Raw genomic sequence first — 24,544 nt, forward strand, 5'->3', positions numbered from 1 at the left:
TAAGTTAGAAAGCGATTTCAAATATAGTTGATTATTCTACTAACAATTAGAAAAACGTCCGAAAAATGTCTATCTTTTTTCCGAACGTTTTCTACCCTTTTTTAGTTTTCCTTATTTACTCCTCATTCTTGGCTGTGTGATTTGTGAAAAATAAAAAGGTTCGAATAAAGTGAACTTTAATTCGAACGAGACCTATATCCTACTTACTCTTTGAAGCTTCTTCTATACTCACTAGGCAATACTCCTACATAATCTCGAAACAGTCTGCTAAAGTATTTTTCATCGTTATATCCAACCTTCTCCGATATCCACTGAATCGTTTTTGAAGAATTTTGCAAATATTCTTTTGCTCTCTCTATGCGAATTTCCCGTAAATAATCTGTATAAGTTTGACCAATAATATCTTTAAAACATTGGCTAAAATAACTACTGCTCATATTCACTTTTCTCGCAATCTCCCCTGCTGTCAAAGGCTGATTGATCATTCTTTGTGCCATTGTCACAGCTCTCATGATACTATCATGAATTTCATCTGAATAAGGAGTTTTCGTATTTATTACCTTAATGATTTCTCTCGTTTCTCTTAACCATTTCTCAAAATGAAACCAACTGGACAGAAAATCTTCTATTGTGATGGGTTCAGACAAAATTTGACTGTAGAGCCGGTTCCATTCATCTGTTAATGAATAAAAAAACCTTGTTAATCTTATTGGTTGCATCCGCAAAGATTTAACCTCATGAATCATTCGAGCAAAAATAGTTTCATCATAAAGCCATTCACCAGATAGCCATCTCTCCTTCATTTCATTTAAATCATATTTCGTTTCTTTTTTCTTCTTCATCAACACATCTTCACTATGAACAATCTGAAAAGACTCTGCAGGATTGTAATCATAAAACAAGTCACTCTTTTGATATCCACGTAGAAGTTGTAGAATCGATTTTCGATCCATTCCTTTCAGATTTTGAAACATTATTAGAGCATGTTCTGAGTTTGAATCAATTTCAGACAGCCACTCAATTATTAATGTTTTTTCTTGTTCTACAATATCTGTCCAATACCATATCCCAGAATCTGCTTCTAGCGCTTTTTTTAATAAAGCTGAATTTAACTTTGCTTCATCCTTTTGGAGGTTTAATGCGTATAGCACAACTAGATCATCTGTTGCTTCAATTTCATTCTCATTACTTAAATTTTTGTTTGAAGAATCTTTCTGTTCGATTAATGAAACTATTCTTCCTAGGACATCTTCAAATTGCTCTTTTTCTAACTCAGTTTTAGCAATATAGTCAACTGCTCCTATGCGAAGGGCTTTTTGTACATATTCAAAGTCTTGGTGCAGCGTAAGAACAACAATTTGAATGTGTGGAAATTTTCGGCTTACCTCCTCCATTAATTCAATACCTGACATAACAGGCATAGCTAAGTCCGTTACTATTAGATCAACCTTGTTCGTTTCCAAAAATTCAAGAGCTTTCTCACCATTATTAGCTTCTCCCACGACAGACATTCCAAATTCTTCCCAAGGCATGAATGATATTAATCCCTTACGAACGATTTTTTCATCGTCTACAATTAACACTCGTATCATTGAACACTTTCACCTCCAGACACAGGTAGGAGTATAGAAACGATTGTTCCTTTTCCAACCTCACTTTTAATTTCCAAATTTGCTTTTTCTCCATAATTTGATTCGAGTATTCTCTTTACATACCTCATCCCAATTCCCATCCCCACCTTTTGGCTTTCATTCTTTGGATCAAGAAGTAAAAGATCAATTTCTTCTTTTGACATTCCCGAGCCATTATCTTGAATCGTAATCTGAAGTTTATCCATCAATTTTATATCTACGTGGATATAACCATCATCACTAACCCCATGATAAAGAGCATTTTCCACCAAGGGTTGAAGAATAAATCGAGGAATAGAAATCCCCATCGTATTTTCATCAACATCAATATCCACATCAAATTGAAAATCATAGCGAATTTGTTGTAATTGCAAATATTCCTTTACAGCCTCTATTTCTTTCTCAACCGTTGTTTCTTCACCCATTTTCCCAAGATTATAACTAAGCAACTTATTTAACGAGAGAACTAACTTATCAATTTCTTTGTTTCCGTTAAAAACAGCCAGCCAACGCACGGTATCTAGTGTATTCATAAGGAAATGTGGATTAATTTGATACAATAATTTCTCTACCTCTAAATCTGCTCTTCGTTTTTCTTTTTGTTCAACTTCTCTATACAAATCCCAAATCTTCGTTTTCATCGTTCTTACTTGATTAAGTAAACTATCAAATTCGGGAATTTTAGTTAGTTCTGTATTATGAGTATCAGTCTGTATTAATGTTTTCACTTCTCTATTGAATTTCGTCAAAGGATTGTATACCATCTTCCATAAAAACCATGCAAATAATAATGAAATTAATAAGAATATAATAAAAATAACAAAAACTTGAAGAAGCCATTTGTTTCTTTCTTGATTTATTTCTTTAATCGGAATAATAGAAACGATACTCCACCCTTGATTACTTGTTTCTTTACTCCAAAAGTACGTATCATAATATCCTGATTTAGCTCCAGAACTGTATCCAGGAAATATATTTTTTTCAGGAAAAACATCCTTGTTTTCACTAAAAGTAACTCTTCCTTCATTATTTAAAATAAGCAATCTTCGTGAGTCATCTTTACGATTTAGAGGAGCAAATAAGGTTTCCAAAGCATTCCGACCTGTCTCAATATATAAATAAATATTGTGATTTGATATATTAACTTTTCGCATTGAGCTGAATACAAATTGATTAATGTTTCCACTGTAGCTTTCATGTGGACCATAATAAGTAATTCCTGAATAGTTAGCCATCATAGGAAGCTGCTTCGGCAGAAAGTCATTGCGAAGCTTATAATTTTCAAAATCATGTAAACCTGTATCTGGATAATAGTACATAATTAACCCAACATTTGGATTAGAAAATGAAATCAAATTTATTTCGCTTTTGATTTCACTTATTAACTCTATCTTTTGGGATGGTTCGCTCTCGTTTTGAAGTTCTTCTAATAGCAAAGTCACCCTCCCTCCAAAAGCTAGCTGCTGTGAGACGTGATTTATGTTATTTAAAGAGTTTTCTAATGTGACTAAATCCTGCTTCAAATTACTTTGAATTGAACTTTCGACTTTATTGTCTATAATTGAATCAATTGTGTAAAAAGATATCACACCAAGACAAATAAAAGGAATAAACGTACTAATAAGGAATATAAAAATAATTCTATTTTTAAAAGTGACTTGGCTAAAAGGATTTACGATAAATTTCTTAATCACAATATTCTCACCCCCTTTTTTAAGTAAAGTCGCATATATACATGTACAAAATGACTCTAACATTCAGTTTTTTCAATAAACACACATAAGCAATCTAATTTACATCTTTCGATCATTTGTTAACGCTTTCATTATTCACTAAAAAAGTGTTGATGTTATAAGTAGTAATAGAATAAATTTTTTCCTTACATGTTATGTTATTTTATATTAACTAGATTGCTATTTTGGTAAACTCATTCGTGAAGCTTATCTAATGTTAAGTTTTTTTTCCTCTACCATCTTACCCTATCCATAATAAAGTGTTTTAAAAAAATGTACTATTTTTTAGCAACATCTCTACTTGTTTATCTATCTACAAGTTTTATCCAGTAAATATATTCTGAATCTTATACTAAATTCAAGCGAATATCAATAACTATAGCAATGTGAAATCCAGTCTATTTAATCGATAAGTCTTATTAGTCCAATACAAAAAAGCTTCAATTCTTTTTATACCAAGAAATTGAAGCCTTTTTTTCATATCATCCGAAAGAACGAACTCACAACTCCCTTTCAGAAAAATCGAGACGGAGAAGAACAGGCCTGATTTTTAAAAAATGAGTTGCGTTGTTTAAAATCTACCTAACTATTTTCCTAGAAGTAAATTGATATCAAACCGCTTCTGTTTCCCATTTCTTATCATCTTCTACAAAAAGAATGCCTAATTCATGATGTTCACCATCATACAAAGCTCTTTGTGCAAAACGAATTTCTCCATTAAAGTCAATGATCTCTAGCTTACAAAACGCAGAATTCTTTTGTAAAGCCTGATAAAGTTCTTCAACAGACTTTACCGAATATCCATTTACCTTCATCACCATTTCCCCAACCTGTAAGCCCATCTTTTCTGCTGGTGATTGTGGAAGAATGCCTAAAATCATTAAGCCATGATCTCTTTTTGAAAAGTAAAAGGCAGCTGAATCATCATTTATACGCTGACGAATCGTAATAAATTCACGACCAATCATCGCAATAAACATTCCGATAAACGCAGCAGGAGTGAACCATATACTGCTAACAGCAATTAATAAGGTCATAACACCTAACCAGACTACACGCTTTCCAGTTACTTTAATGCTTTCTAATGGCATTGAACCCTGCACTCGTTGATGAAAGCCTAGGAAAAAAGGAATAAGCAAGAGAAGAAATGGTTGTCCACCAATTGATAAAACAGGCCACCATGACAAGGTAGATGTTAAGTCTCCCCCTGGAACCAAAAATAGCAATGGAAGCATCCACGTACGATTGGCTTCATGAGTACCAATTGGTAAGCCTCTTGTGCTTGTTTTTATATATGGTGATGTGTGTTGATGTGCTGTACGGAAGATGAGCACACCTTCTGTTAAAATCAGTAACCCAGCCAAAATACTAAGTGATGTAAAGTTAGTTTCTGATAAGCCAATTAAAAATGAGTCAAATTTCTCAGCACTTTCCATTGGAAGAATCGAAATAGCGAAGAATGTTAACCCGATTGTAAAGGCAGCAGAAAGCCAACGTAATTGAAACGTAAAGCCAATGACTGCTGTTACTATGGCACATAGTACAATTGCACCGAAAGGAAGACTTAAGCCTACTGCAAATAAGATAATCGATAATATCAATCCCGCAAGTATTCCCTTTGTATAAGTGAATTTCATTTCATCATAAAGATCACGAACTCTAGTATGAAATGACCTTCTTTCACGCTTGACGCGAAAATAACCATAAGCAAGTGTTAAAAGAAAAAATAAATAAAAGAGTGGATGGATGAAGAAGCGACCAACAGCCCACAGCAACTCTAGTAACCAATTTTCTATCAAAACAGAATCCCACCTCACTGTTTTTAGCCGTATCTAGTTTGAACCTGTCCAAAAAACTTTCATTTTTTTGAAATCAGTTACTCATATTTTACCATCTCTCTTAACAATTGAGTATGCTTATTTTAACTTGTTCCAAAGACTACTGTTGGAAAGGGAAAAATCATTCAAGGTTTGACCAAGTTCAATATTTAAGGTTTCTGATATCATCTGTAATGATTTTTTTATATCTGATAAAGTAAGTGTTAATCGTTTATGGCTTTTTGTTAAATAGGTAAAGTATTCTTTAACGATTTGCTCGTCCACTTCTTGAATGGATTTCTTCTCGGAGTAGTTTGCTAAGTACATACAAAATAGGTGAATGTATTTACTAGAGCTTGCATGGGAGTGAGGTGATACGATTACTTTTTCAGTTAGTTCGTCTAGTAGGTTTTGATATATAAGTTCCCTTTGATAGCTCGATTTTCTCAAGATTAGTTCCCCCTGGTTTGTTTATTATAGAGGTTCGTTGAGAATGGGAATTTTACGTCCTTGAAGAAAAAAAGAATTGCTAAGACGATACAGAAAATCAATTGTTGTATTTAAAAGTGACAATATGAATAACATTATATTAAAAAGCTTCAGACCATTCTGCTATGAAAAATGTACTGGTGCTAGTTGATTTGCGCTACAGGTTGCTCGCTTTCCGCGGGGCGGGCGGTGAGCTTCCTCGGCGCACAGCGCCTGTGGGATCTCACCTGTCCCGCTGCACCCGCAGGAGTCTCGCACCTTTCGCTCCAATCAACTTTATATAGTTTTGTTTTAAAAATTTATTAGAAGAGCTTAAGAATCAAATGTACATCTGGTTAGCTCTCTTTAATCTGTTGTAAATTCACTCTAAGTACTCAGCGGATACAAATCTCAATATAAACATATATTGAATAGTAATAAAACAGACCAATCACTGCTTGTGATTGGTCTGTCTCATTAAATGTGATTCTTATTTATTCTTTGATTAGTTAAACAACGTCTTAATCGCCATTTTTAGTTGTACGTCATTTTCTTCTTTGCCTCTTAGTTCTTGCATTTTCTTATTTAGGACGTCTGCTGTTTGTTGGTCGATTTTTCCGTTGATTGGCAGTTCGTTTGTTTGTTGAAATGCTTTTACAGCTGTTTCTGTTGCTTCGTTAAAGTATCCATCTGTTCGAGATGGTGCGAAGCCGAGTCCTTTTAGAGCGATTTGAGCTGTTTTTACTTGATCGCTATTCATGTCTCGTACTAACGATTTCTCGATCTGTAAAGGACTTGCTTGGTATAAAGCAGGTTGTTCAACTTTAATCGTTGGTTCTACACCTTTTTTATGAATCCAGTTTCCTTCAGGTGTTAACCATTTGTAAAGTGTGAGCTTAATATTGCTACCATCTCCCATAGGAACTGCTTGCTGAACTGTTCCTTTTCCGAAGGATGTGACACCAACAACATCATATCCTGATGCTTCTTTTAAAGCGCCAGCAAGGATTTCAGAAGCTGAGGCACTACCTTTGTCAATTAACACGGTTACTGGGTAATCCTTCTTCTTTTTAAGATCTGAGAAATAACGTTTTTTATTTCCGTCACGTTCTTCAATTTGAATATATGGCTGATCCTTTGTTACAAACTGTTTTAAAATTTCCTCAACACTTTGTAAATAGCCACCTGGATTGCCACGAACATCTAGCACTAAGCCTTCAATGTTTTCTTTTTCTAATTTTGTTAATGTTTGTTGAAAATCTTTTGCTGTATTTTCAGAGAAAGAGCTAATTTCAATATATCCGACCTTTTTACCTTCATGCTCCTTTGTACTGCCAAAAACAGTTTCAAGAGGAATTTCATCGCGTACAACATCAAATGTTAATTTTTCCATTGAATTTGGTCGAACTACCTCTATAGCAACCTTTGATCCTTTTTTACCACGAATTTTCAGGACAGTTTCATGTAGATCTAAGCCCTCAACATTTTCTCCGTCAATGCTCACAATTTGATCATTTGGTTGAAGTCCCGCTTTTTCAGCTGGAGAGCCTTTGAAAGGAGAAACAATTGTAACTCTTCCACCCTCCATCCCTACTTCTGCTCCAATTCCTTCAAAGGATGAATCAAGTGATTGTGAAAACTGCTTCGCTGTTTCTTTATCCATATAAACAGAATATGGATCTTCTAATGTGGAAAGCATTCCTTGAATGGCACCCTCTAAAAGCTCCTCTTCATCTACCTCTTCCACGTATTTTGTTGATATTAACTCAAGAGCTTGTCTAAACTTATCAAACCCTTCAATTTCTGATGCCTGTTCTTCCGCATTAAACACATTACCAAATGTCGGAATCGCTTCAGATTTCTTAGGTGAGTTCGTTTGAAGGATATCTTGACCAACATACATACCACCTGCACCCAATGCCAAAGACAATGTCATAAACAATGCTGTTAGTTTTCGATTCATCTTTTACCTCCTATTTCTTACGCTGCCACGTTTATGTAATTTGAGCATTAATTAGACTTTTTTTAGTATATGTCATGCTTGGACAAATCATGTAAAGCAATTTGGGAATAGTTTTCTTGGATTTGAAATTGTGTATGCGAAGAGAGGAAATGGTGCGGATTTTGTCGAGATTTATCTAATCGCTGATAATTTTCAATAATCGCTGATAAATCCAGAAAATCGCTGATATTTTCAGAAAATCGCTGATAAATTCTAAGATTGCTGATATCCAGCCAAGTGAGATAGTACAAAATGGTCTCCAACATATCCTCGGACCCAAATGAGCCAATATTTCAGTAAAAACATAACAAAAAACCTCTAAAACAATATGTTTTAGAGGTGAAAATACGGGTATTGATTTATTATGGTAAATAGTTTAAAGGATTCACTGCATTTGCTTGTCCATTCCATGGTCCTTTGTGAATTTCAAAGTGCAGATGCTGACCAGTTGAATGACCTGTGTTGCCCATGATACCGATTTGCTGACCCTTTGAAACTGATTGTCCTGCACTTACATATAAAGTTTCCATATGTGCATATAAAGTTGTGTAAACCTGACCGCCGATATTGTGAGATATATAAGCAACATTACCATAGCTGCTTGAATAATGTGCACGAATAACCGTACCACTTGCAGATGCAACAATTGGAACATCTGAACGATTTGCAATATCTATTCCAGCATGTAGCTTGCCCCAACGAGGTCCATATCCTGACGTAAATGAACCAGATGCAGGCCACATGAAAGTTCCACTAGTTATAGCTGGTTTTTGTGTAGATGCTGAGCTGCCGCCTGAGCTCGAATTACTACTTGAGCTTGATCCAGAGCTAGCATTTGAATTAGAACTCTTACTTGAAGCCGCTGCTGCTTCAGCTCTTTTTCTTTCTTCAGCTTGACGCTTTGCTTCTTCCGCTGCTCTAGCTGCTGCTTCACGCTGTCTTTGCTCTTCAAGTGCGATAGCTTTCTTTTGTTCAGCTAAAAATGCCGCTTCGTCTTCTAATACATGTTTTTCATGTAAAGCTTCATCATGCTGCTTTTCTACTGTAGCCATTAATTCTTCTTTTTTATTCTTTTGAACTTCTAATTGAGCTTTTAAATCTTCTAATTCTGTTAGTGCTGCTTTTAATTCTTTTAGTTTATTATTTAGATCTGCCTCTGTTTGCTCTAGCAAAAGTTTGTCAGCTTCATGTGCTTTAATAATTTCTTTATCAGCTTCAACAATTGTTGTTACTGCATTAACACGACCTACGAAGTCGCCAAAGCTTTGAGCACCTAGTAGCACATCTAAATAGCTAACAACGCCTCCACTTTCTTGTAGAGAACGAGCACGATCTTCTAACAATTTATTGCGCTCAGCTATGCGTGCTTTTACTTCATCTATTTGGATTTTAAGCTCTTCAATTTCTTTTTTAGCTTCTTCAATACCAGCTTCTTTTTCTCTAATTTTTCCGTTGATTTCAGCATATTGAAGATCGATCTTTTTTATTTCACTGTTAAGCTTTTGCTCTTCTTGCTCTAGCTTAGAAATTTCGCTATCTTTATTTTCAAGACTAGAAGATACGTCTGATTGTTTTTTTTCAATTTCTTGCTTTTTTTCCTGTAACGTTTGAGCGAAGGTTGTATTACTAGCTGGAAGCAATAACCCGCTTGTCCCAACAACGGCAGCCAAACTGTATGTCATTAGCTTTCTTTTCATCATGTTTCCTCCCCAAATGTTATGTAGCTTTACTATATTAAAGCTAGTAAACTAGCAATCAAGATGATTGCTAGTTTATGCTCTTAAAAATTTTCGAACAGACATTAAGCTTCCCCATATACCGATAAGTGCACCGATACAGATAAGGATGGCTGAAACCTGGAATACAAAAGGATTGAATGGTAAAAATTCGATAAATGAGCCTTGAAGCTTTGGTAGAGCCCATGTGTATAGAGATTTGTAACCAATCACGATTAGCACAATTGGAATTATCGCTCCAAAGACTCCTAGGAATAAACCTTCCAAGAAGAACGGCCAGCGAATAAATCCGTTCGTTGCACCAACAAGTCTCATAATCTCAATTTCACGTTGACGTGCCATGATTGTTATTTTAATTGTGTTAGAGATTAGGAACATGGCTGTAAAAACAAGTCCAATAATTAACCCTAAACCAATATTTCTTGCAACAGAAATGGCTTTAAACAGCTTTTCAACCTGATCTTGTCCATATCTTACTTTAGAAGCATTTTCTATATTCGTCAGTTTTTCAGCTACAGCACTTGTATCCTGCGGGTTCTTTGCTTTAACAATAAACACGTCATTTAACGGGTTATTTTGTTCAAACAACTCAAACGATCGTCCTTCTTCTCCCATACTTTCAACTAAATTATCTAGTTCTTTTTCTTTTGGAGAGAAAACAACTGATTCTACCTGACTGATCTTTTCTATGTCACTTTTTAGCTTTGCTTGCGCTTCTTCATTTGCTGTTACGTCAACTAGTACTCGAATCTCAACATCATTTTCAAGATTAGATGCAACATGATTAAGGTTCATCATGATAACTAGGAATGTTCCTACTAAAATTAACGTCACAGTCACTGCACTTACTGACGCAAAGGTCATCCATGCATTTCTTGCTAAGCTTTTTAAACTTTCTCTGAAGTGACGACCAAGAGCATTAATCATATAAACCATACTCCCCTCTTGCTTCATCACGGACTATTTTTCCATCCTCAACTGCGATGACACGCTTTTTTAATGTATTTACAATTTCTTTGTTGTGAGTTGCCATGACAATTGTTGTGCCACGATTATTGATTTCCTCGAACAAATGCATGATTTCCCATGAAGTATCAGGATCAAGGTTACCTGTTGGCTCATCGGCAATCATAACGGATGGGTTATTGACAATGGAACGTGCAATTGACACACGCTGCTGCTCTCCCCCAGAAAGTTCGTTAGGGAAAAATCTAGCTTTATGCTTTAACTGAACTAAATCAAGTACATCTAGTACTCTCTTTTTTATTGTTTTTGGTGTTTCACCAATTACTTCTAATGCAAATGCGACATTTTCAAATACTGTTAATTTCGGTAATAGCTTAAAGTCTTGGAAAACGACTCCAATATTACGTCTTAGCATTGGTACTTTTGCTTCCTTTAGCTTTGAAAGATCAACACCATTTATGACAATTTTACCGCTAGAAGGTTTTTCTTCACGATACATCATCTTAATAAACGTTGATTTTCCTGCTCCACTAGGTCCAACGACATAAACGAACTCGCCTTGGTTTATCATTATATCTATACCATTTATGGCCAAAACACCATTTGGATATGTTTTATATACTTCTGACATTTCTATCATATAGAACCACCTAAAGTTGTTTTTTTGGATAACAGTCGATTGTTGTCGATAATTGTCGACTGAATAGACATAGTAATTCCTTGTCTATTAAACTACAAAATTTATTATAACATCAAAATGCAACAAATATAGACTAAATAATGTTACATTTTCATTTCAACGCATGTAATTTGTGTCGAACACCTGCTGTAGAGGGCATTTTAAGGAGAACGATGGGGGAATGTTATATTTTGGAGACTGGTATAAAAGCGCTATTATTTATGTTTTATTTTAGAACTATTTGACTATATTTTCAAGAAAAAATAAAATATTGTTGCTTTATGCTAATAAAAAAGATGACTTTATAAGCCATCTTCTTTTCGAAAACTATTTCTTTTCAGCTAACCATGATGCAACAACTTCAGCATCTGCTTCATTTAGCAACCCTTTAGGCATATTTCCTTGTCCATTAAGGATAATACTTTCAATCGCAGCTTGATCATACTTTCCACCAACTTCTGTTAAGTTTGGTCCTGAAGCTCCTTCAAGATTACGACCATGGCAGCCAATACAGTTTTGTTGATAAATTTCCTCTGCATCTCCGCTAGCTGTTGTTGTTCCTTCAGTAGAATCCGCTTCATCAGCTGGTTCTTCTGCACCACCACATGCTCCTAAAATCACAGAAGTACCAAGTAACAATGCTAGTAACTTATGTTTCATTTTACATACCTCCTAACAAACCTCATTATGTAGAACATTCATCAATTACTATACAATACCATTGATATTATAACCATTCTAAACCCTTTTGAAACCTTCCCCTAACACCTCAGAAGCATCTGTAACAGTAACAAAAGCATTTGGATCAATACTTCTTACAAGCTGCTTCAGCTTAGTGAATTCTGTTTGATCAACAACACACATTAATACAGGTCTTTCATTATTCGTAAAGCCACCATGTGCAGAAAGCCTTGTCACACCACGATCAATTTCATTTAAAATGGCATGCTGAACTTCTTCTTGCTTTGTTGTAATAATCATCGTCATCTTTGAACGTCCCCAGCCAATTTGAACGATATCAATTGTTTTACTTGTTACATAAAGTCCAACTAAAGCATAAAGTCCACGTTCAATATCGAACACAAATGCTGCACTTAAGACGATTAACCCATCAATTAACGCAACACAAGTACCTAATGACAAGCCCGTATATTTATGAATAATTTGTGCAGCTAAATCTGTACCACCAGTTGACGCCTTTCCTCTAAAAACAATCCCAAGACCAAGACCAATGCAAATCCCACCAAAAAGAGAACCTAATAACGGATCCATTGTTGCCGGCTCCCAATCCCTTGTTAAAAAAACAACAAACGGTAGAAAAATGGTGCCAATCAATGTTTTAAATCCAAATTGTTTTCCTAATAAAATCACACCTGCAATAAATAAAGGAATATTAAACGCCCACTGTACATAAGCCGGCTCTAAACCTAAAGTAGCATCAAATATCGTACTAATTCCACTTACTCCCCCAGATGCAACCCGGTTAGGCAGTAAAAATAAATTAAAACCAATCGCAACAGTCGCTGATCCTAACAAAATGTATATGTATTCAAGTAGCGTGTTGAATTTAGGATGATAAGTATAATTTCGTTTCTTCATATTCATATCGTAAGCTCGCCCTCCTCTTTCAAAAATCTAAAACCCTAGATGAGTATAGCACTCGCCATTTTATCTGTGAATAACAGTTAAATAACGTGTTAACGGAGTAAAGAGTTGTGATTGGAAGACTATTCTTCTTTTTATGTAGTATTTGCTATTTGTGCTGAAAAATTCTGGAGATGGGGGGAGAAACTTGTGGTTTCCTAGTATTTTGGAGGCTGATGGAGCTATTTTTGACTATACTTAGGGTTGTTTTCGTACTTTTGGGCTCCATCTGGTTGCAGGTAATCGGGGTTATCGGCGATTCTGGGGATTTATCGGCGATTTTTCTGATTTATCAGCGATTCTGGGAATTTATCGGCGATTTTCCGGATTTATCAGCGATTAGACTATTTTCGACAAAAACCTCACCCATCACATCTAGTTTGAGAGCCCAGAATGAGGTAGCTGCCTCCTAGTCCATGTTGCCCTTACTAAAATTGACTAACAAAAAAAGCAACCCAACTTAATGTCGAGTTGCTTCCATCTATTATTGAGATAACTTAGAACGAAGAAACGCATCAATAAACGGATCTAATTCTCCATCCATTACAGCGTGCACGTTACCAATTTCAGTGTTCGTACGGTGATCCTTAACCATTGAATATGGGTGGAACACGTATGAACGAATTTGGCTTCCCCAGCCGATGTCTTTTTGCTCGCCACGGATTTCAGCAAGCTCTGCTTCTTGTTCTTCGATTCGTTTTTGATACAGCTTTGCTTGAAGCATTTTCATTGCACGCTCACGGTTTTTGATCTGTGAACGCTCTGTTTGACATGTTACAACTATATTTGTTGGTACATGCGTAATACGTACTGCAGAGTCTGTTGTATTGATATGCTGACCACCTGCACCACTTGCACGGTACGTATCAACTTTCAAATCCTCTGTACGAATTTCAATGTCGATTTCTTCATTGAATTCTGGCATGATTTCACATGATACAAATGAAGTATGTCGGCGACCTGATGAGTCAAACGGTGAAATACGAACTAAACGGTGTACACCTTTTTCTGCTTTTAAATAGCCATATGCGTTATGACCTTTAATGAGAAGAGTGACACTTTTAATTCCCGCTTCATCTCCTGGTAGATAATCAAGAGTTTCCACTTTAAAGCCTTTTTTCTCAGCCCAACGTGTGTACATACGAAGAAGCATTGAGCCCCAGTCTTGTGATTCTGTTCCACCAGCACCTGGGTGAAGCTCTAAAATTGCATTATTTTTATCATGCTGCTCGCTTAATAAAAGCTGAAGTTCAAAGTCATTTAGCTGAGAAACTAAGTCTTTCAATTCTGACTCAAGCTCTGCCTGTAAATCCTCATCTTCTTCTTCTTTGACAAGCTCATATGTTAATTGAAGATTTTCATATGATTCAAACAAATTATGAAATTGATCAACCATTTCCTTTAACGCATTTGTTTCATTAATAACAGCTTGTGCAGCGTTTTGGTTATCCCAGAAATCAGGTGCAGTCATTTGCCCTTCAAGCTGAGAGATACGTGCTTCTTTTATATCGAGGTCAAAGAGACCCCCTAAAGTCCGCTAAACGTTTAGCTGTTTTTTCAAGCTCTTGACGAATTTCTACTAATTCCATTACAGTCACCTCATGATTATTTTAGGCTGATTTAAATACGTAATTGTTCGTTTAAAATAGTTCGTTCCATTTCGCTGCAGACACTGCTTTCCGCGGGGAGGAAGCTGAGCCTCCTCGGCTACGCCTGTGGGGTCTCAGCCTTTCCTCTACACCCGCAGGAGTCAGTGTCTTCCGCTCCATTCCACTATAGTGTTTAAAACAAAAATTTCTTGAGAAATCAGCCTTTTTGATAAACCTATTATATGATATTTTCGCAACAAGAGAGAGGTGATTAGCACCTCTCTCAGTTTAGTCATTAGTCTATTATATCCTTGTATGGATCTTAATGCTAATTATTGTCCACAGCAGTTTTTATATTTTTTGCCACTGCCACAAATACATGCCTCATTACGACCTACTTCAACAGCGTTTCGTTTTGGCTTTTTCTTAACCTTTTCATCGCCTTCTTTTGGATGAACAGCTGTTTGACCTTGGGCAACTTCTTGACGTTCAAGGTTGTTGCGGATTTGAGCTTTCATGATGTATTTCGCTACATCTTCCTCAATTGACGCAATCATAGTCTCAAACATTGCAAAGCCTTCCATTTGGTATTCACGTAACGGATCATTTTGTCCGTAAGCACGTAAATGAATTCCTTGTCGAAGCTGATCCATTGCATCAATGTGATCCATCCATTTCGAATCAACTGCACGAAGTAAAATAACTTTCTCAAATTCACGCATCTGTTCTTCACCGAAATCAGCTTCTTTTTCATCATAATGAGAAAGTGCTTGCTTCGAGATAAGCTCAATCATTTCTTCTGGCTCTTTACGACGAAGATCTCCGATTGAAAGCTGACCATCTTGAAGAATGTTTGCATTCATATAATCGATAATACCTTCTAAGTTCCAATCTTCTTCAACCTCTGATTGTGGTGTATATGTTGCAACAACACGCTGAATTGTTGACGTAAGCATTTTCTCAACAATGTTACGAAGGTTATCAGAATCAAGAACCTCAAAGCGTTGTTTATAAATAACTTCACGCTGTTGACGTAAGACATCATCATATTGTAGAAGCTGCTTACGTGCATCAAAGTTATTACCCTCAACACGTTTTTGCGCAGATTCAACAGCACGTGAAACGATTTTACTTTGAATTGGCTGTGTATCATCCATTCCAAGACGATCCATCATATTCATCATATTTTCTGAGCCAAAGCGACGCATTAATTCATCTTCCATTGAAAGGTAGAATTGAGTTGCACCAGGATCACCTTGACGACCAGAACGTCCACGAAGCTGGTTATCAATACGACGAGATTCATGTCGCTCAGTACCGATAACAGCTAAGCCACCAACCTCACGAACACCTTCACCAAGCTTGATATCTGTACCACGACCAGCCATATTTGTTGCGATTGTTACCGAACCACGATGTCCTGCTGTTTCGATAATTTCCGCTTCTTTTTCATGCTGCTTTGCATTTAACACATGATGCGGAACGCCTTTTTTCTTTAAAAGCTGTGAAATTAATTCAGACGTTTCAACAGCAACTGTACCAACTAAAACTGGTTGACCAAGATCATAGCGTTGTTTTACATCCTCAACAACAGCACGGAACTTGCCTTCCATTGAACGATAAACAAGATCAGGCTTATCGTCACGAGCAATTGGCTTGTTCGTTGGAATCGCAACAACCTGCATATTGTAAATATTACGGAACTCTTCTTCCTCAGTTTTTGCTGTACCAGTCATACCAGACAGCTTTTTGTACATACGGAAGTAGTTCTGGAATGTAATTGTTGCAAGAGTCATGCTTTCGTTTTGAATTTCTAAGCCTTCTTTTGCTTCGATCGCTTGGTGAAGACCTTCACTATAGCGACGACCCTTCATTAAACGACCAGTAAAAGAATCAACAATGACAACTTGTCCTTCATCAACAACATAATCAACATCATTTTGCATAACAAACTGTGCTTTTAATGCTTGGTTAATATGATGAAGAAGAGCAACATGTGTAATATCATAAAGATTTTCAATACCAAAAGCCTTCTCAGCCTTTGTCATTCCATCCTCAGTCAATTGAACAGCCTTTGTTTTCACATCAAACGTGAAATCTTCATCTTTTTTCAGCTGACGAACAAAGCCATTTGCTTGAATATAAAGCTTTGTTGATTTTGCAGCTTGTCCTGAAATAATCAATGGTGTTCTTGCTTCATCGACTAAAATCGAGTCAACCTCATCAATGACAGCAAAATTAAGTGGACGCTGAACCATTTGTTCACGATATAACACCATGTTGTCTCGTAAATAATCAAAGCCTAGTTCATTATTAGTAGAATATGTAACATCAGCAGCATATGCTTCACGCTTTTCATCTTTGTTCATTGAATTTAAGTTAAGACCAACTGTTAAACCAAGAAATTCGTATAATTGACCCATTTCATGTGCATCACGACTAGCTAAGTATTCATTAACCGTCACAACATGCACACCTTCACCTGAAAGTGCATTCAAATAAACAGGCATTGTAGATGTTAATGTTTTACCTTCACCTGTTTTCATTTCTGAAATATTACCTTCGTGTAAAGAAATACCACCCATTAACTGAACCTTATATGGATGTAATCCTAATACACGCTTTGCCGCTTCACGAACAACAGCAAATGCTTCTATTAAAAGATCATCAAGCGATTCACCCTTCGCCACACGACCCTTAAATTCCTCTGTTTTAGCCTTCAGTGCTTCATCTGATAAGCCATTCATTTGACTATCTAACGCTAACACCTGATCAGCCATCTTTTCATAACGATTTAATGCACGTTTGTTAAAATCAAACACCTTATTTAAAATTCCAAGCATTCAAAACGCTCCTCTGTTTTAGAGTGGAAAAACAATACAATGAAAATAATTCAAACTATCCTTTATTTTAGCACTATTTGGGATGTGGTACAACAGGGAAGGGTGACAGAAGGAACAGTAGTTGGTTGAGGTTGTTGTACCACTTATTTTATGGACTGTTTTTTCTACTAAAAAAGACAAAAAACATTTCCTTTTTAGTATAATGTACCTAGAATAAACATCAGGTGGTGTGATAGGTCGTGGAATGGATAGTAAACTTTTGGCTTGATGGTCAATGGTATGAAAAGGTATATATTATTTCTTTTGTGGTCTGCGTAGCGTCTGGACTTATCTTTTTATGCTTTTTATCACCATATCTCGACATAACAGATAAAATTGAAGCAGAATTCAAAGCATTAGCTTCAAGGCACTTGTTTATAAGCTTTAGAAAACGAAAGCAAAATGAACTATTCACTAAAGCTATAAATAAAGTGAGCTCAAGAAATAAACACTATGGCCTCTATCAATTCGGTAGCATTGCTTTATTTTTTCTACAGTTTGGATTCGGAATAGCCATTCTATTTTTAATGGGTAGTACCGTTTATGAAAAATTCATTTTACCATCAGGAGAGCAGCAAGAAAATTACTCTGAAGAGTATTATGATTCAATAGAAGATTATGAAGATTATGAAGTTTATGATGATACATATACTGATGAATCAAATATACACCATGTTGATCCACATTGGGTTAATGGATACACGCGTGATGATGGAACAGAGGTAGAAGGCTACTGGAGAGGTGGAGAGGATGGCTATGATAGAAGCAATCCTGATGGTGATTCCTCCAATAATTTAGATAGTTTTGATTCAGCACCTAGCTATGATAGTGGAGCTGATGATGGATATGATGGAATTGGTGGGGAGATTGGGGAATTTATTTTTGGGGAGTAAATAACTCCAATAAAAAAAGAGCCAAAATCGGCTCTTTCCTTCTTACTATTTTACTAGTTCAAGCTCTACAGGAATAAAGTCATCAACTTCTTCACCATTAGCAACTAAAATCGCTGTATCAATTCCTTGTTGTCCAATAACAGCTGGTTTTTGTGCAACTGTTGCTGCTAATCTTCCATCTTCTACAGCTTTTACTGCATCTTCAGTTGCGTCAAATCCTACAACAATAACATCTGATAATCCTGCTGCTTCAACGGCTTGTAAAGCTCCTAATGCCATTTCATCATTATGAGCAAAAACAGCTTGAATATCTTTATTACCTTGTAAGATATTTTCCATAACTGTTAACCCTTTGGCACGATCAAAGTCAGCTGTTTGTTTTGCAGCTAAGTCGATTTCAGCAACAGCATCTACCGCTTGGTGGAAGCCTTCTCCACGCTCACGTGCTGCTGATGATCCTGGAATTCCTTCAATTTCTGCTACTTTCCCCTTATTACCTAGTTGTTCTAAAATAAAGTCTCCTGCCATCTTCCCACCTGCTACATTATCTGAAGCAATATGGGCAACAACTTCTCCTCCTTCAGCACTACGATCTAATGTTATAACTGGAACATTTGCATTGTTAGCGGATTCAATTGCAGCTGATACAGCAGCAGAATCAGTAGGATTAACAAGTAGTACATCAACATTTTGTTGAATTAAATCTTCAATATCACTTACCTGTTTTGCAGAATCATTTTGTGCATCAACAACAACAATTTCAATCCCCTTTGCTTTTGCTTGTTCTTCTGCACCTTCTTTTAGCGTGACAAAGAATGGGTTATTTAACGTCGAGATCGAAAGACCCACTTTGACTTTATCATCATTTCCTTCAGCTGCAGCAGGCTCTTTTTCAGAAGATGCTCCTGGTGGCTCTGTTGAACATCCTACTAATAATGCAAAGCTTAAGACAATGAACATAACCATTTTCAACATGTTTTTCATAATAAATTCCCCCTATGTTTGTCGATTATTAAGCTGATTTTTTTCGGTCAAGCAGCACGGCTAGTAAAATAACACCTCCTTTAACGACTTGTTGATAAAAGGAGCTCACATTCATAATATTTAACCCATTGTTTAACACACCGATAATTAAAGCTCCAACTAACGTTCCAAAAATCCAACCACGTCCACCAGAAAGACTTGTTCCTCCAAGAACAACTGCTGCAATGGCATCAAGCTCATAAGAAGCACCTGCAGTAGGTTGCGCTGAGTTAAGACGTGATGAAAGAATAATTCCAGCTAAAGCTGATAACAAACCAGTTAAAGAATAAATCCAAATTTTCACTCGATCAGCACGAATTCCTGATAAAATCGCTGCTCCTTCATTTCCGCCAATTGCATAAACACGTCTACCAAATGTTGTTTTCTTCAAGATAAAATAAAGAACAGCATACGTGATCAGCATCCAAATTACAGGTACCGGAATCCAACCAACATAACCTTTACCCATTAATACGAATAACTCACTTTCAGAAAGACCTGTAATTGGTCGACCATCTGTATACACAAGTGTCAAACCTCTAAATACAGTCATCGTTGCTAGAGTTGCAATAAAAGGAGCTACCTTTCCTTTTGTAATAATCAATCCATTTATTGCCCCCATAATGGCACCAGCCAGCAGTCCGATTAAAATCGCTAAAATAGGATCCATGCCACTAGCTAGCATACTAGCTGTAACAGCTGAAGCTAAAGCTAAAATTGAACCAACAGATAAATCAATACCACCTGTTAAAATAATAAATGTCATCCCAAAAGCGATAAGGGCATTTATTGAAACCTGACGTAATACGTTTAAAATATTATCTACTGTCATAAAATTTGGGCTAACAATCGATAAAATCACAATAATCAATAGCAATCCCACAAACGGCCCTAATTTTTGGAGATTCGTCGTAACTAATTTTGAGGATTTCATTTTATATCCCTCCTGTTGCTGCTTGCATTATTTTTTCTTGAGTTGCTTCTGCAATCGGAATGGTCGCAGAAACCTTGCCTTCATGAATCACAAGAACACGATCACTCATTCCAAGTATTTCTGGAAGCTCAGAGGATACCATAATAATTGATACACCCTCTTCTGTTAGTTGATTAATAAGTTGATAGATTTCCTTTTTCGCTCCAACATCAACACCACGTGTCGGCTCATCTAGTATTAATATTTTCGGCTTTATTCCAAGCCATTTACCTATCACAATTTTTTGTTGATTTCCACCACTTAATGAACTCACCTGTAATTCTCTACTAGCTGTTTTCACATGTAGCTTCTTAATTAAATCATCTACAAAATCTTCTTCTTGCTTCGTGGATATGATTTGATTTTTTGAGATTCGCCCAAGATTTGTGAGTGAAAAGTTTTCTCTAACTGAAAGATCTAGAACAAGTCCTTCACTTTTACGATCTTCTGTGATAAATCCTAGCCCATTTTTAATCGCATCATATGGATTTTTGATTTTCACTTCTTGACCATCTAGGACAATTCTTCCTCCATGTAATGAACGATGTCCGAATATCGCCTCCATGATCTCTGTTCGACCAGCTCCCATAAGACCTGCCACACCGAGAACTTCTCCTTCTTTAACGGAAAAACTAATATTTTCAAAAAGTCCCTTACAAGTTAGGTTTTCAACCGTTATGCGTTCAGCACCTAATACGGTGTTTCTGGCTGGAAAGCGCTCGCCTAATTGACGTCCAACCATCATTTTGACAATTTCATCAAAATTTGTTTTTGGAATTTCCTTAACCCCAATAAACGAACCGTCTCGTAACACAGAAATACGATCACATATTTGAAAAATCTCTTCCATACGATGAGAAATATAGACAATTCCAACACCTTGTTTTCTTAACCTTGAAATGACTTTAAAAAGAGATTCAATTTCACGATCTGTTAAAGCTGCGGTTGGTTCATCCATAATAAGCACTTCCATGTTTGCGGCGACAGCTCTTGCAATTTCAATCATCTGTTGCTGACCTACAGACAGTTCACCAGCTTCGATATCAGGGTCAATATCTATGCCTAGCTGATTTAAGTATTCTTTCGTTTTTTTCTTCATTTCTTTATGTTTGACAATACCGGTTTTCCCTACTGTCAGCTCTTTGCCAAGAAACATATTATCGATAACAGACAAATAAGGAATGATGTTCAATTCTTGATGGATAACGGCAATTCCAATATCTTCTGCTTCTTTTGGATTTTTAAAATGTACTTCATTCCCCTTAAAGGAAACGCTTCCAGAATCTCTTTCATAAATACCTGTTAAGATTTTCATCAGCGTAGATTTACCAGCACCATTTTCCCCCATTAACGCATGAACCTCACCAGGCATAATCTCAAAATCAACATTCTCTAGTACTCTATTACCTGAAAATGCTTTAGAAATAGATTTCATTTGTACGATCGGTTTCATGAAAAAGTCACTCCCGCATGAAAAATGATATTGGCATAAGGAGTTACCTCACCAGTACGAATAACTGCCTTTGCATTTTTCGTTAACTCCTTAAATTTCTCATGACTTACATAATTGATTTCAGCATCACCTAATCGTTGTAATGTTGATTGATGAACAACAATATTTTCTTCGACTATTTCACTAGCAAGTGTTGCTTTTTCCACAACCATATCCGCCAAAACAGCTTCAATTGTTTCAATAAAACTTGGATCACCTTGCTTTAATGAAATATCAATTCTTTTCACCTCATCAGGAATAGGTAACCCACAATCAGCAATCACAATCGTATCTGTATGACCTAGACGTGATAGAACTTCCGCGATATGACTGTTCAGCATACCTTGTTTTTTCATTTAGACCTCACCTCTTTCAGACAAGAAACTTTCAACTTCACTCTTTGTCGGCATGCCGCTTTGAGCACCTAGCTTTGTCACAGTTAAAGCACCAACAGCATTAGCAAATCTGCATGCTTCTTTAAGAGATAGTCCATTACTTATCGCAACTGCTAATGCCCCATTCACAGAATCACCAGCACCTGTTGTATCAACTACATCTACTTTATAGCTAGGTATCAGCTGTTCATTTCCTTCAAAAAACGAGATACCTCTTTCACCTTTCGTCACAATACATTTTCCTCTTAATTGATCAAGCTCATCATCTGACCATTCATAAGAAGATATCAATAGATTTAACTCATGCTCATTAGGTGTTAGATAATCAACTTCTTGTAGAACTTCTTTTGGTAATAATAAAAATGGAGCTGGATTTAAGATAACAGGAACATGATGTTTTTTTGCTACTCTAACCGCTTCTATTACACTATCTAGTGGAATTTCCAATTGTAAAAGCAAGATATCACTTGTAGCAATTTCCTCTTCAACCTGTAACACAACCTCAGGTGTAACCTCATAATTAGCACCAGGAACAACAATGATGCTATTATCACCGTTCGATAAAGTGATCGTTGCAACTCCTGTTGATAAATGTGTAACCGGTTTCACATTGTCTAAATTAACACCCTGTTTATGTAATTCATCTTTAAGCTGAGAACCAAATGCATCACTTCCAACTCTACCTACCATATTCACATGACCACCAAGCCTTGCCGCTGCAACAGCTTGGTTTGCTCCTTTTCCACCTGGTATGGTAAAAAAGGAATCACCCAGTACTGTTTCACCGACATTAGGAATTGTAGAGGTTTTTGTCACAATATCCATATTTAAACTTCCGATAACTGTAATATTCGCTTTTTTCATTATTCTCACCTCATTTGTTTTGTTGTCTGTCCCTCATATAAAGCAACATCTAATTCATGTTGAACATTTGTTAATGGTCTACCTTCAATAACATCTAGTAATAACTCTGCTGCTTTATAACCAATATCATAAATTGGTTGTTCAATCGTCGTTAACTCTGGATTTGTTAGCTTAGATAAATTAATTCCATCAAAACCAATAACCGACAAATCCTCAGGTATTCTTTTTCCCATTCTCAGTGCTGCTTTTATCACACTTAATGCCATATAATCATTTCCTGCAAAAATACTATCAATATCAGGATGCTTTGTAAGTAACTTTTCAGTAGCCTTTATCGTTGTTTCACTTTCAAAATTCCCATTTACAATTAATTCTGGATGAAACCAGCTTTCATCTTGAACTTCTTGTAAATAACCTTGATAACGTTCTTCAGAGTTATGAATATATTCAGGTCCACGAATATGAGCAATTTTTTTACAACCTGTACTTTTTAAATATCGTACTGCTTGTATCGCCCCAGCCGTATTGTTGACTGAAACATATGGAATGTCTTCATTAATAAATCTATCAACAGCTACAATTGGGATCCCGCTTTTTTCAATATATTTTGGTCTCACTGTACTAGTAGCAATAATCACACCATCAACATATTTCTGCTTCATCATCTCAAAATAATGCTGTTCTTTCTCTTCTTTATCATCAGAGTTACACAGAATTAATGTATATTCCTTCCCACTCATAACATCCTCAATTGCACGTGCAACTTCTGGAAAGAATGGATTTGATATATTCGGCACAATTAACGCAATCGTTTTTGATTGTTTTTTAAACAAACTACGCGCTACCGCATTTGGCTTGTAATTTAATTTATCAATGGTTTGTAAAACCTTTTTACGAGTATCTTCATTTACATATCCATTACTATTTAGCACTCTTGAAACCGTTGCAACAGATACTCCTGCCTCTTGAGCGACTTGCTTTATCGTACTCATATGTTACACCTCAATGAACTTGCATCTACTTGTTGACCGTTATGTAACCGGTTACGTAATATCTCAAAAAAAATAAAATCAATACGTTTATTCTTTTGTGTAACCCGTTACATGTATTGTAATCGCTTTCCTTATTTACTGTCAATAAGTTTTTTATAAAAAAATAAAGCGCCCTATAATAGGGCGCGCCATAATCTTTATACTTGAGGCTCAATTAAACCATATTTACCATCTTTACGCTTGTACACAACATTTGTTTTGTTAGATTTAGCATCTGTATAAACAAAGAAGTTGTGACCTAACATGTCCATTTGAAGAATAGCTTCTTCACTATCCATCGGCTTTAAGTTAAAGCGCTTTGTACGAACAACTTCATCACCATCATCTTCTACACCAGGTGCAGCATCCTCTGGTTGAAAATTACTAAATACAAACTTTGGTGTACCTTGCTCACGTAGTTTGCGGTTCACCTTTGTTTTATGCTTACGAATTTGACGTTCTAATTTATTCACCACAAGATCAATCGCTGCGTACATGTCTTGGTTATATTCCTCAGCACGTAGGACAAGATCTGTCATTGGAATGGTTACTTCAATTTTAGATTCTTGATCATTATAATACTTCAGATTGACATTCACATTCGCGTCAACTGACTCTTCAAAATATCTCTCAAGCTTACCAATCTTCTTTTCTGCATACTCTCTTAATGCTGGAGTTATTTCAATGTTTTCCCCTCTGACGTTATATCTCATGATTGAACTCCTC

General features: G+C 36.1%; 20 protein-coding genes. 1 reads left to right on the forward strand and 19 read right to left on the reverse strand.

Annotated features, from left to right (window positions below):
* Window positions 1-203: 203 nt before the first annotated feature.
* The 12 genes from JOC75_RS20780 to secA all read right to left on the reverse strand — a co-directional run bounded on the left by JOC75_RS20780 (window position 204) and on the right by secA (window position 17,108).
* A complete protein-coding gene (locus tag JOC75_RS20780) occupies window positions 204-1,592 on the reverse strand; it encodes a response regulator transcription factor (RefSeq protein WP_204955889.1) in 1,389 nt (462 codons plus the stop codon).
* Complete coding sequence (locus JOC75_RS20785) at window positions 1,589-3,325, reverse strand: sensor histidine kinase (protein ID WP_338036618.1); 1,737 nt, start codon at window positions 3,323-3,325, stop codon at window positions 1,589-1,591. Before JOC75_RS20785 ends, JOC75_RS20780 begins: the two co-directional genes overlap by 4 nt.
* A 650-nt stretch (window positions 3,326-3,975) precedes the next feature.
* Window positions 3,976-5,163, reverse strand: a complete 1,188-nt coding sequence (locus JOC75_RS20790; protein WP_204955891.1) for a PDZ domain-containing protein — start codon at window positions 5,161-5,163, stop codon at window positions 3,976-3,978.
* Window positions 5,164-5,280: 117 nt separating this feature from the next.
* Entirely contained in the window at window positions 5,281-5,631 is a 351-nt protein-coding gene (locus JOC75_RS20795) for a swarming motility protein SwrAA (protein WP_204955892.1), read from the reverse strand.
* 523 nt (window positions 5,632-6,154) lie between these two features.
* Window positions 6,155-7,612 (reverse strand): S41 family peptidase, encoded by a 1,458-nt coding sequence (locus tag JOC75_RS20800; protein WP_204955893.1) that lies wholly within the window; start codon window positions 7,610-7,612, stop codon window positions 6,155-6,157.
* 401 nt (window positions 7,613-8,013) lie between these two features.
* On the reverse strand, window positions 8,014-9,348 hold the full coding sequence (locus tag JOC75_RS20805) for a murein hydrolase activator EnvC family protein (protein ID WP_204955894.1): 1,335 nt from the start codon (window positions 9,346-9,348) through the stop codon (window positions 8,014-8,016).
* Between the two features lie 75 nt (window positions 9,349-9,423).
* Complete coding sequence (ftsX, locus tag JOC75_RS20810) at window positions 9,424-10,314, reverse strand: permease-like cell division protein FtsX (RefSeq protein WP_204955953.1); 891 nt, start codon at window positions 10,312-10,314, stop codon at window positions 9,424-9,426.
* Entirely contained in the window at window positions 10,307-10,993 is a 687-nt protein-coding gene (ftsE, locus tag JOC75_RS20815) for a cell division ATP-binding protein FtsE (protein ID WP_146947663.1), read from the reverse strand. The genes ftsX and ftsE overlap by 8 nt, the downstream gene beginning before the upstream one ends.
* A gap of 366 nt (window positions 10,994-11,359) precedes the next feature.
* Window positions 11,360-11,692, reverse strand: coding sequence for a cytochrome c551 (cccB, locus tag JOC75_RS20820; RefSeq protein WP_204955895.1), 333 nt, complete (start codon window positions 11,690-11,692; stop codon window positions 11,360-11,362).
* Between the two features lie 78 nt (window positions 11,693-11,770).
* The gene (locus JOC75_RS20825; protein ID WP_204955954.1) at window positions 11,771-12,631 is read right to left on the reverse strand and encodes a YitT family protein; all 861 of its coding nucleotides are present in this window, start codon (window positions 12,629-12,631) and stop codon (window positions 11,771-11,773) included.
* Window positions 12,632-13,160: 529 nt separating this feature from the next.
* Window positions 13,161-14,265 (reverse strand): peptide chain release factor 2 gene (prfB, locus tag JOC75_RS20830; RefSeq protein ID WP_204955896.1). Its coding sequence is split into 2 segments (ribosomal slippage): window positions 13,161-14,192 and window positions 14,194-14,265, totalling 1,104 coding nucleotides; the frame shifts between segments, so codons are not numbered across the junction.
* A 332-nt stretch (window positions 14,266-14,597) separates the two neighbouring features.
* Window positions 14,598-17,108, reverse strand: coding sequence for a preprotein translocase subunit SecA (secA, locus tag JOC75_RS20835; RefSeq protein ID WP_204955897.1), 2,511 nt, complete (start codon window positions 17,106-17,108; stop codon window positions 14,598-14,600).
* Window positions 17,109-17,347: 239 nt separating this feature from the next.
* Here secA and JOC75_RS20840 point away from each other — a divergent pair, with 239 nt between their 5' ends.
* Window positions 17,348-18,040 (forward strand): hypothetical protein, encoded by a 693-nt coding sequence (locus JOC75_RS20840; RefSeq protein ID WP_204955956.1) that lies wholly within the window; start codon window positions 17,348-17,350, stop codon window positions 18,038-18,040.
* Between the two features lie 45 nt (window positions 18,041-18,085).
* Here the strand turns inward: JOC75_RS20840 and rbsB are convergent, their stop codons facing one another.
* From rbsB to hpf, 7 genes are all read right to left on the reverse strand, one after another.
* Window positions 18,086-19,024, reverse strand: a complete 939-nt coding sequence (rbsB, locus tag JOC75_RS20845; protein ID WP_204955898.1) for a ribose ABC transporter substrate-binding protein RbsB — start codon at window positions 19,022-19,024, stop codon at window positions 18,086-18,088.
* Between the two features lie 28 nt (window positions 19,025-19,052).
* A complete protein-coding gene (locus JOC75_RS20850; protein WP_204955899.1) occupies window positions 19,053-19,997 on the reverse strand; it encodes an ABC transporter permease subunit in 945 nt (314 codons plus the stop codon).
* A gap of 1 nt (window position 19,998) precedes the next feature.
* Window positions 19,999-21,489, reverse strand: a complete 1,491-nt coding sequence (locus tag JOC75_RS20855) for a sugar ABC transporter ATP-binding protein (RefSeq protein WP_204955900.1) — start codon at window positions 21,487-21,489, stop codon at window positions 19,999-20,001.
* Window positions 21,486-21,884, reverse strand: coding sequence for a D-ribose pyranase (rbsD, locus tag JOC75_RS20860; RefSeq protein ID WP_204955901.1), 399 nt, complete (start codon window positions 21,882-21,884; stop codon window positions 21,486-21,488). The genes JOC75_RS20855 and rbsD overlap by 4 nt, the downstream gene beginning before the upstream one ends.
* Window positions 21,885-22,787 carry a ribokinase gene (rbsK, locus tag JOC75_RS20865; RefSeq protein WP_204955902.1) on the reverse strand — a complete coding sequence of 301 codons (903 nt, stop codon included), beginning with the start codon at window positions 22,785-22,787 and terminating at the stop codon, window positions 21,885-21,887.
* 5 nt (window positions 22,788-22,792) lie between these two features.
* Complete coding sequence (locus tag JOC75_RS20870; RefSeq protein ID WP_204955903.1) at window positions 22,793-23,779, reverse strand: LacI family DNA-binding transcriptional regulator; 987 nt, start codon at window positions 23,777-23,779, stop codon at window positions 22,793-22,795.
* 197 nt (window positions 23,780-23,976) lie between these two features.
* Complete coding sequence (gene hpf, locus JOC75_RS20875; protein WP_204955904.1) at window positions 23,977-24,531, reverse strand: ribosome hibernation-promoting factor, HPF/YfiA family; 555 nt, start codon at window positions 24,529-24,531, stop codon at window positions 23,977-23,979.
* Between the last annotated feature and the right edge of the window lie 13 nt (window positions 24,532-24,544).

The organism is Metabacillus crassostreae (genome assembly GCF_016908395.1).
Classification (GTDB): domain Bacteria; phylum Bacillota; class Bacilli; order Bacillales; family Bacillaceae; genus Metabacillus; species Metabacillus crassostreae.

Bases quoted from the DNA above. Each gene is read 5' to 3' on its own strand.
- JOC75_RS20780 (WP_204955889.1), bottom strand. From the start codon at position 1,592: ATGATACGAGTGTTAATTGTAGACGATGAAAAAATCGTTCGTAAGGGA.
- JOC75_RS20800 (WP_204955893.1), bottom strand. From the start codon at position 7,612: ATGAATCGAAAACTAACAGCATTGTTTATGACATTGTCTTTGGCATTG.
- JOC75_RS20805 (WP_204955894.1), bottom strand. From the start codon at position 9,348: ATGAAAAGAAAGCTAATGACATACAGTTTGGCTGCCGTTGTTGGGACA.
- ftsX (WP_204955953.1), bottom strand. From the start codon at position 10,314: ATGATTAATGCTCTTGGTCGTCACTTCAGAGAAAGTTTAAAAAGCTTA.
- ftsE (WP_146947663.1), bottom strand. From the start codon at position 10,993: ATGATAGAAATGTCAGAAGTATATAAAACATATCCAAATGGTGTTTTG.
- cccB (WP_204955895.1), bottom strand. From the start codon at position 11,692: ATGAAACATAAGTTACTAGCATTGTTACTTGGTACTTCTGTGATTTTA.
- JOC75_RS20825 (WP_204955954.1), bottom strand. From the start codon at position 12,631: ATGAAGAAACGAAATTATACTTATCATCCTAAATTCAACACGCTACTT.
- secA (WP_204955897.1), bottom strand. From the start codon at position 17,108: ATGCTTGGAATTTTAAATAAGGTGTTTGATTTTAACAAACGTGCATTA.
- rbsB (WP_204955898.1), bottom strand. From the start codon at position 19,024: ATGAAAAACATGTTGAAAATGGTTATGTTCATTGTCTTAAGCTTTGCA.
- JOC75_RS20850 (WP_204955899.1), bottom strand. From the start codon at position 19,997: ATGAAATCCTCAAAATTAGTTACGACGAATCTCCAAAAATTAGGGCCG.
- JOC75_RS20855 (WP_204955900.1), bottom strand. From the start codon at position 21,489: ATGAAACCGATCGTACAAATGAAATCTATTTCTAAAGCATTTTCAGGT.
- rbsD (WP_204955901.1), bottom strand. From the start codon at position 21,884: ATGAAAAAACAAGGTATGCTGAACAGTCATATCGCGGAAGTTCTATCA.
- rbsK (WP_204955902.1), bottom strand. From the start codon at position 22,787: ATGAAAAAAGCGAATATTACAGTTATCGGAAGTTTAAATATGGATATT.
- JOC75_RS20870 (WP_204955903.1), bottom strand. From the start codon at position 23,779: ATGAGTACGATAAAGCAAGTCGCTCAAGAGGCAGGAGTATCTGTTGCA.
- hpf (WP_204955904.1), bottom strand. From the start codon at position 24,531: ATGAGATATAACGTCAGAGGGGAAAACATTGAAATAACTCCAGCATTA.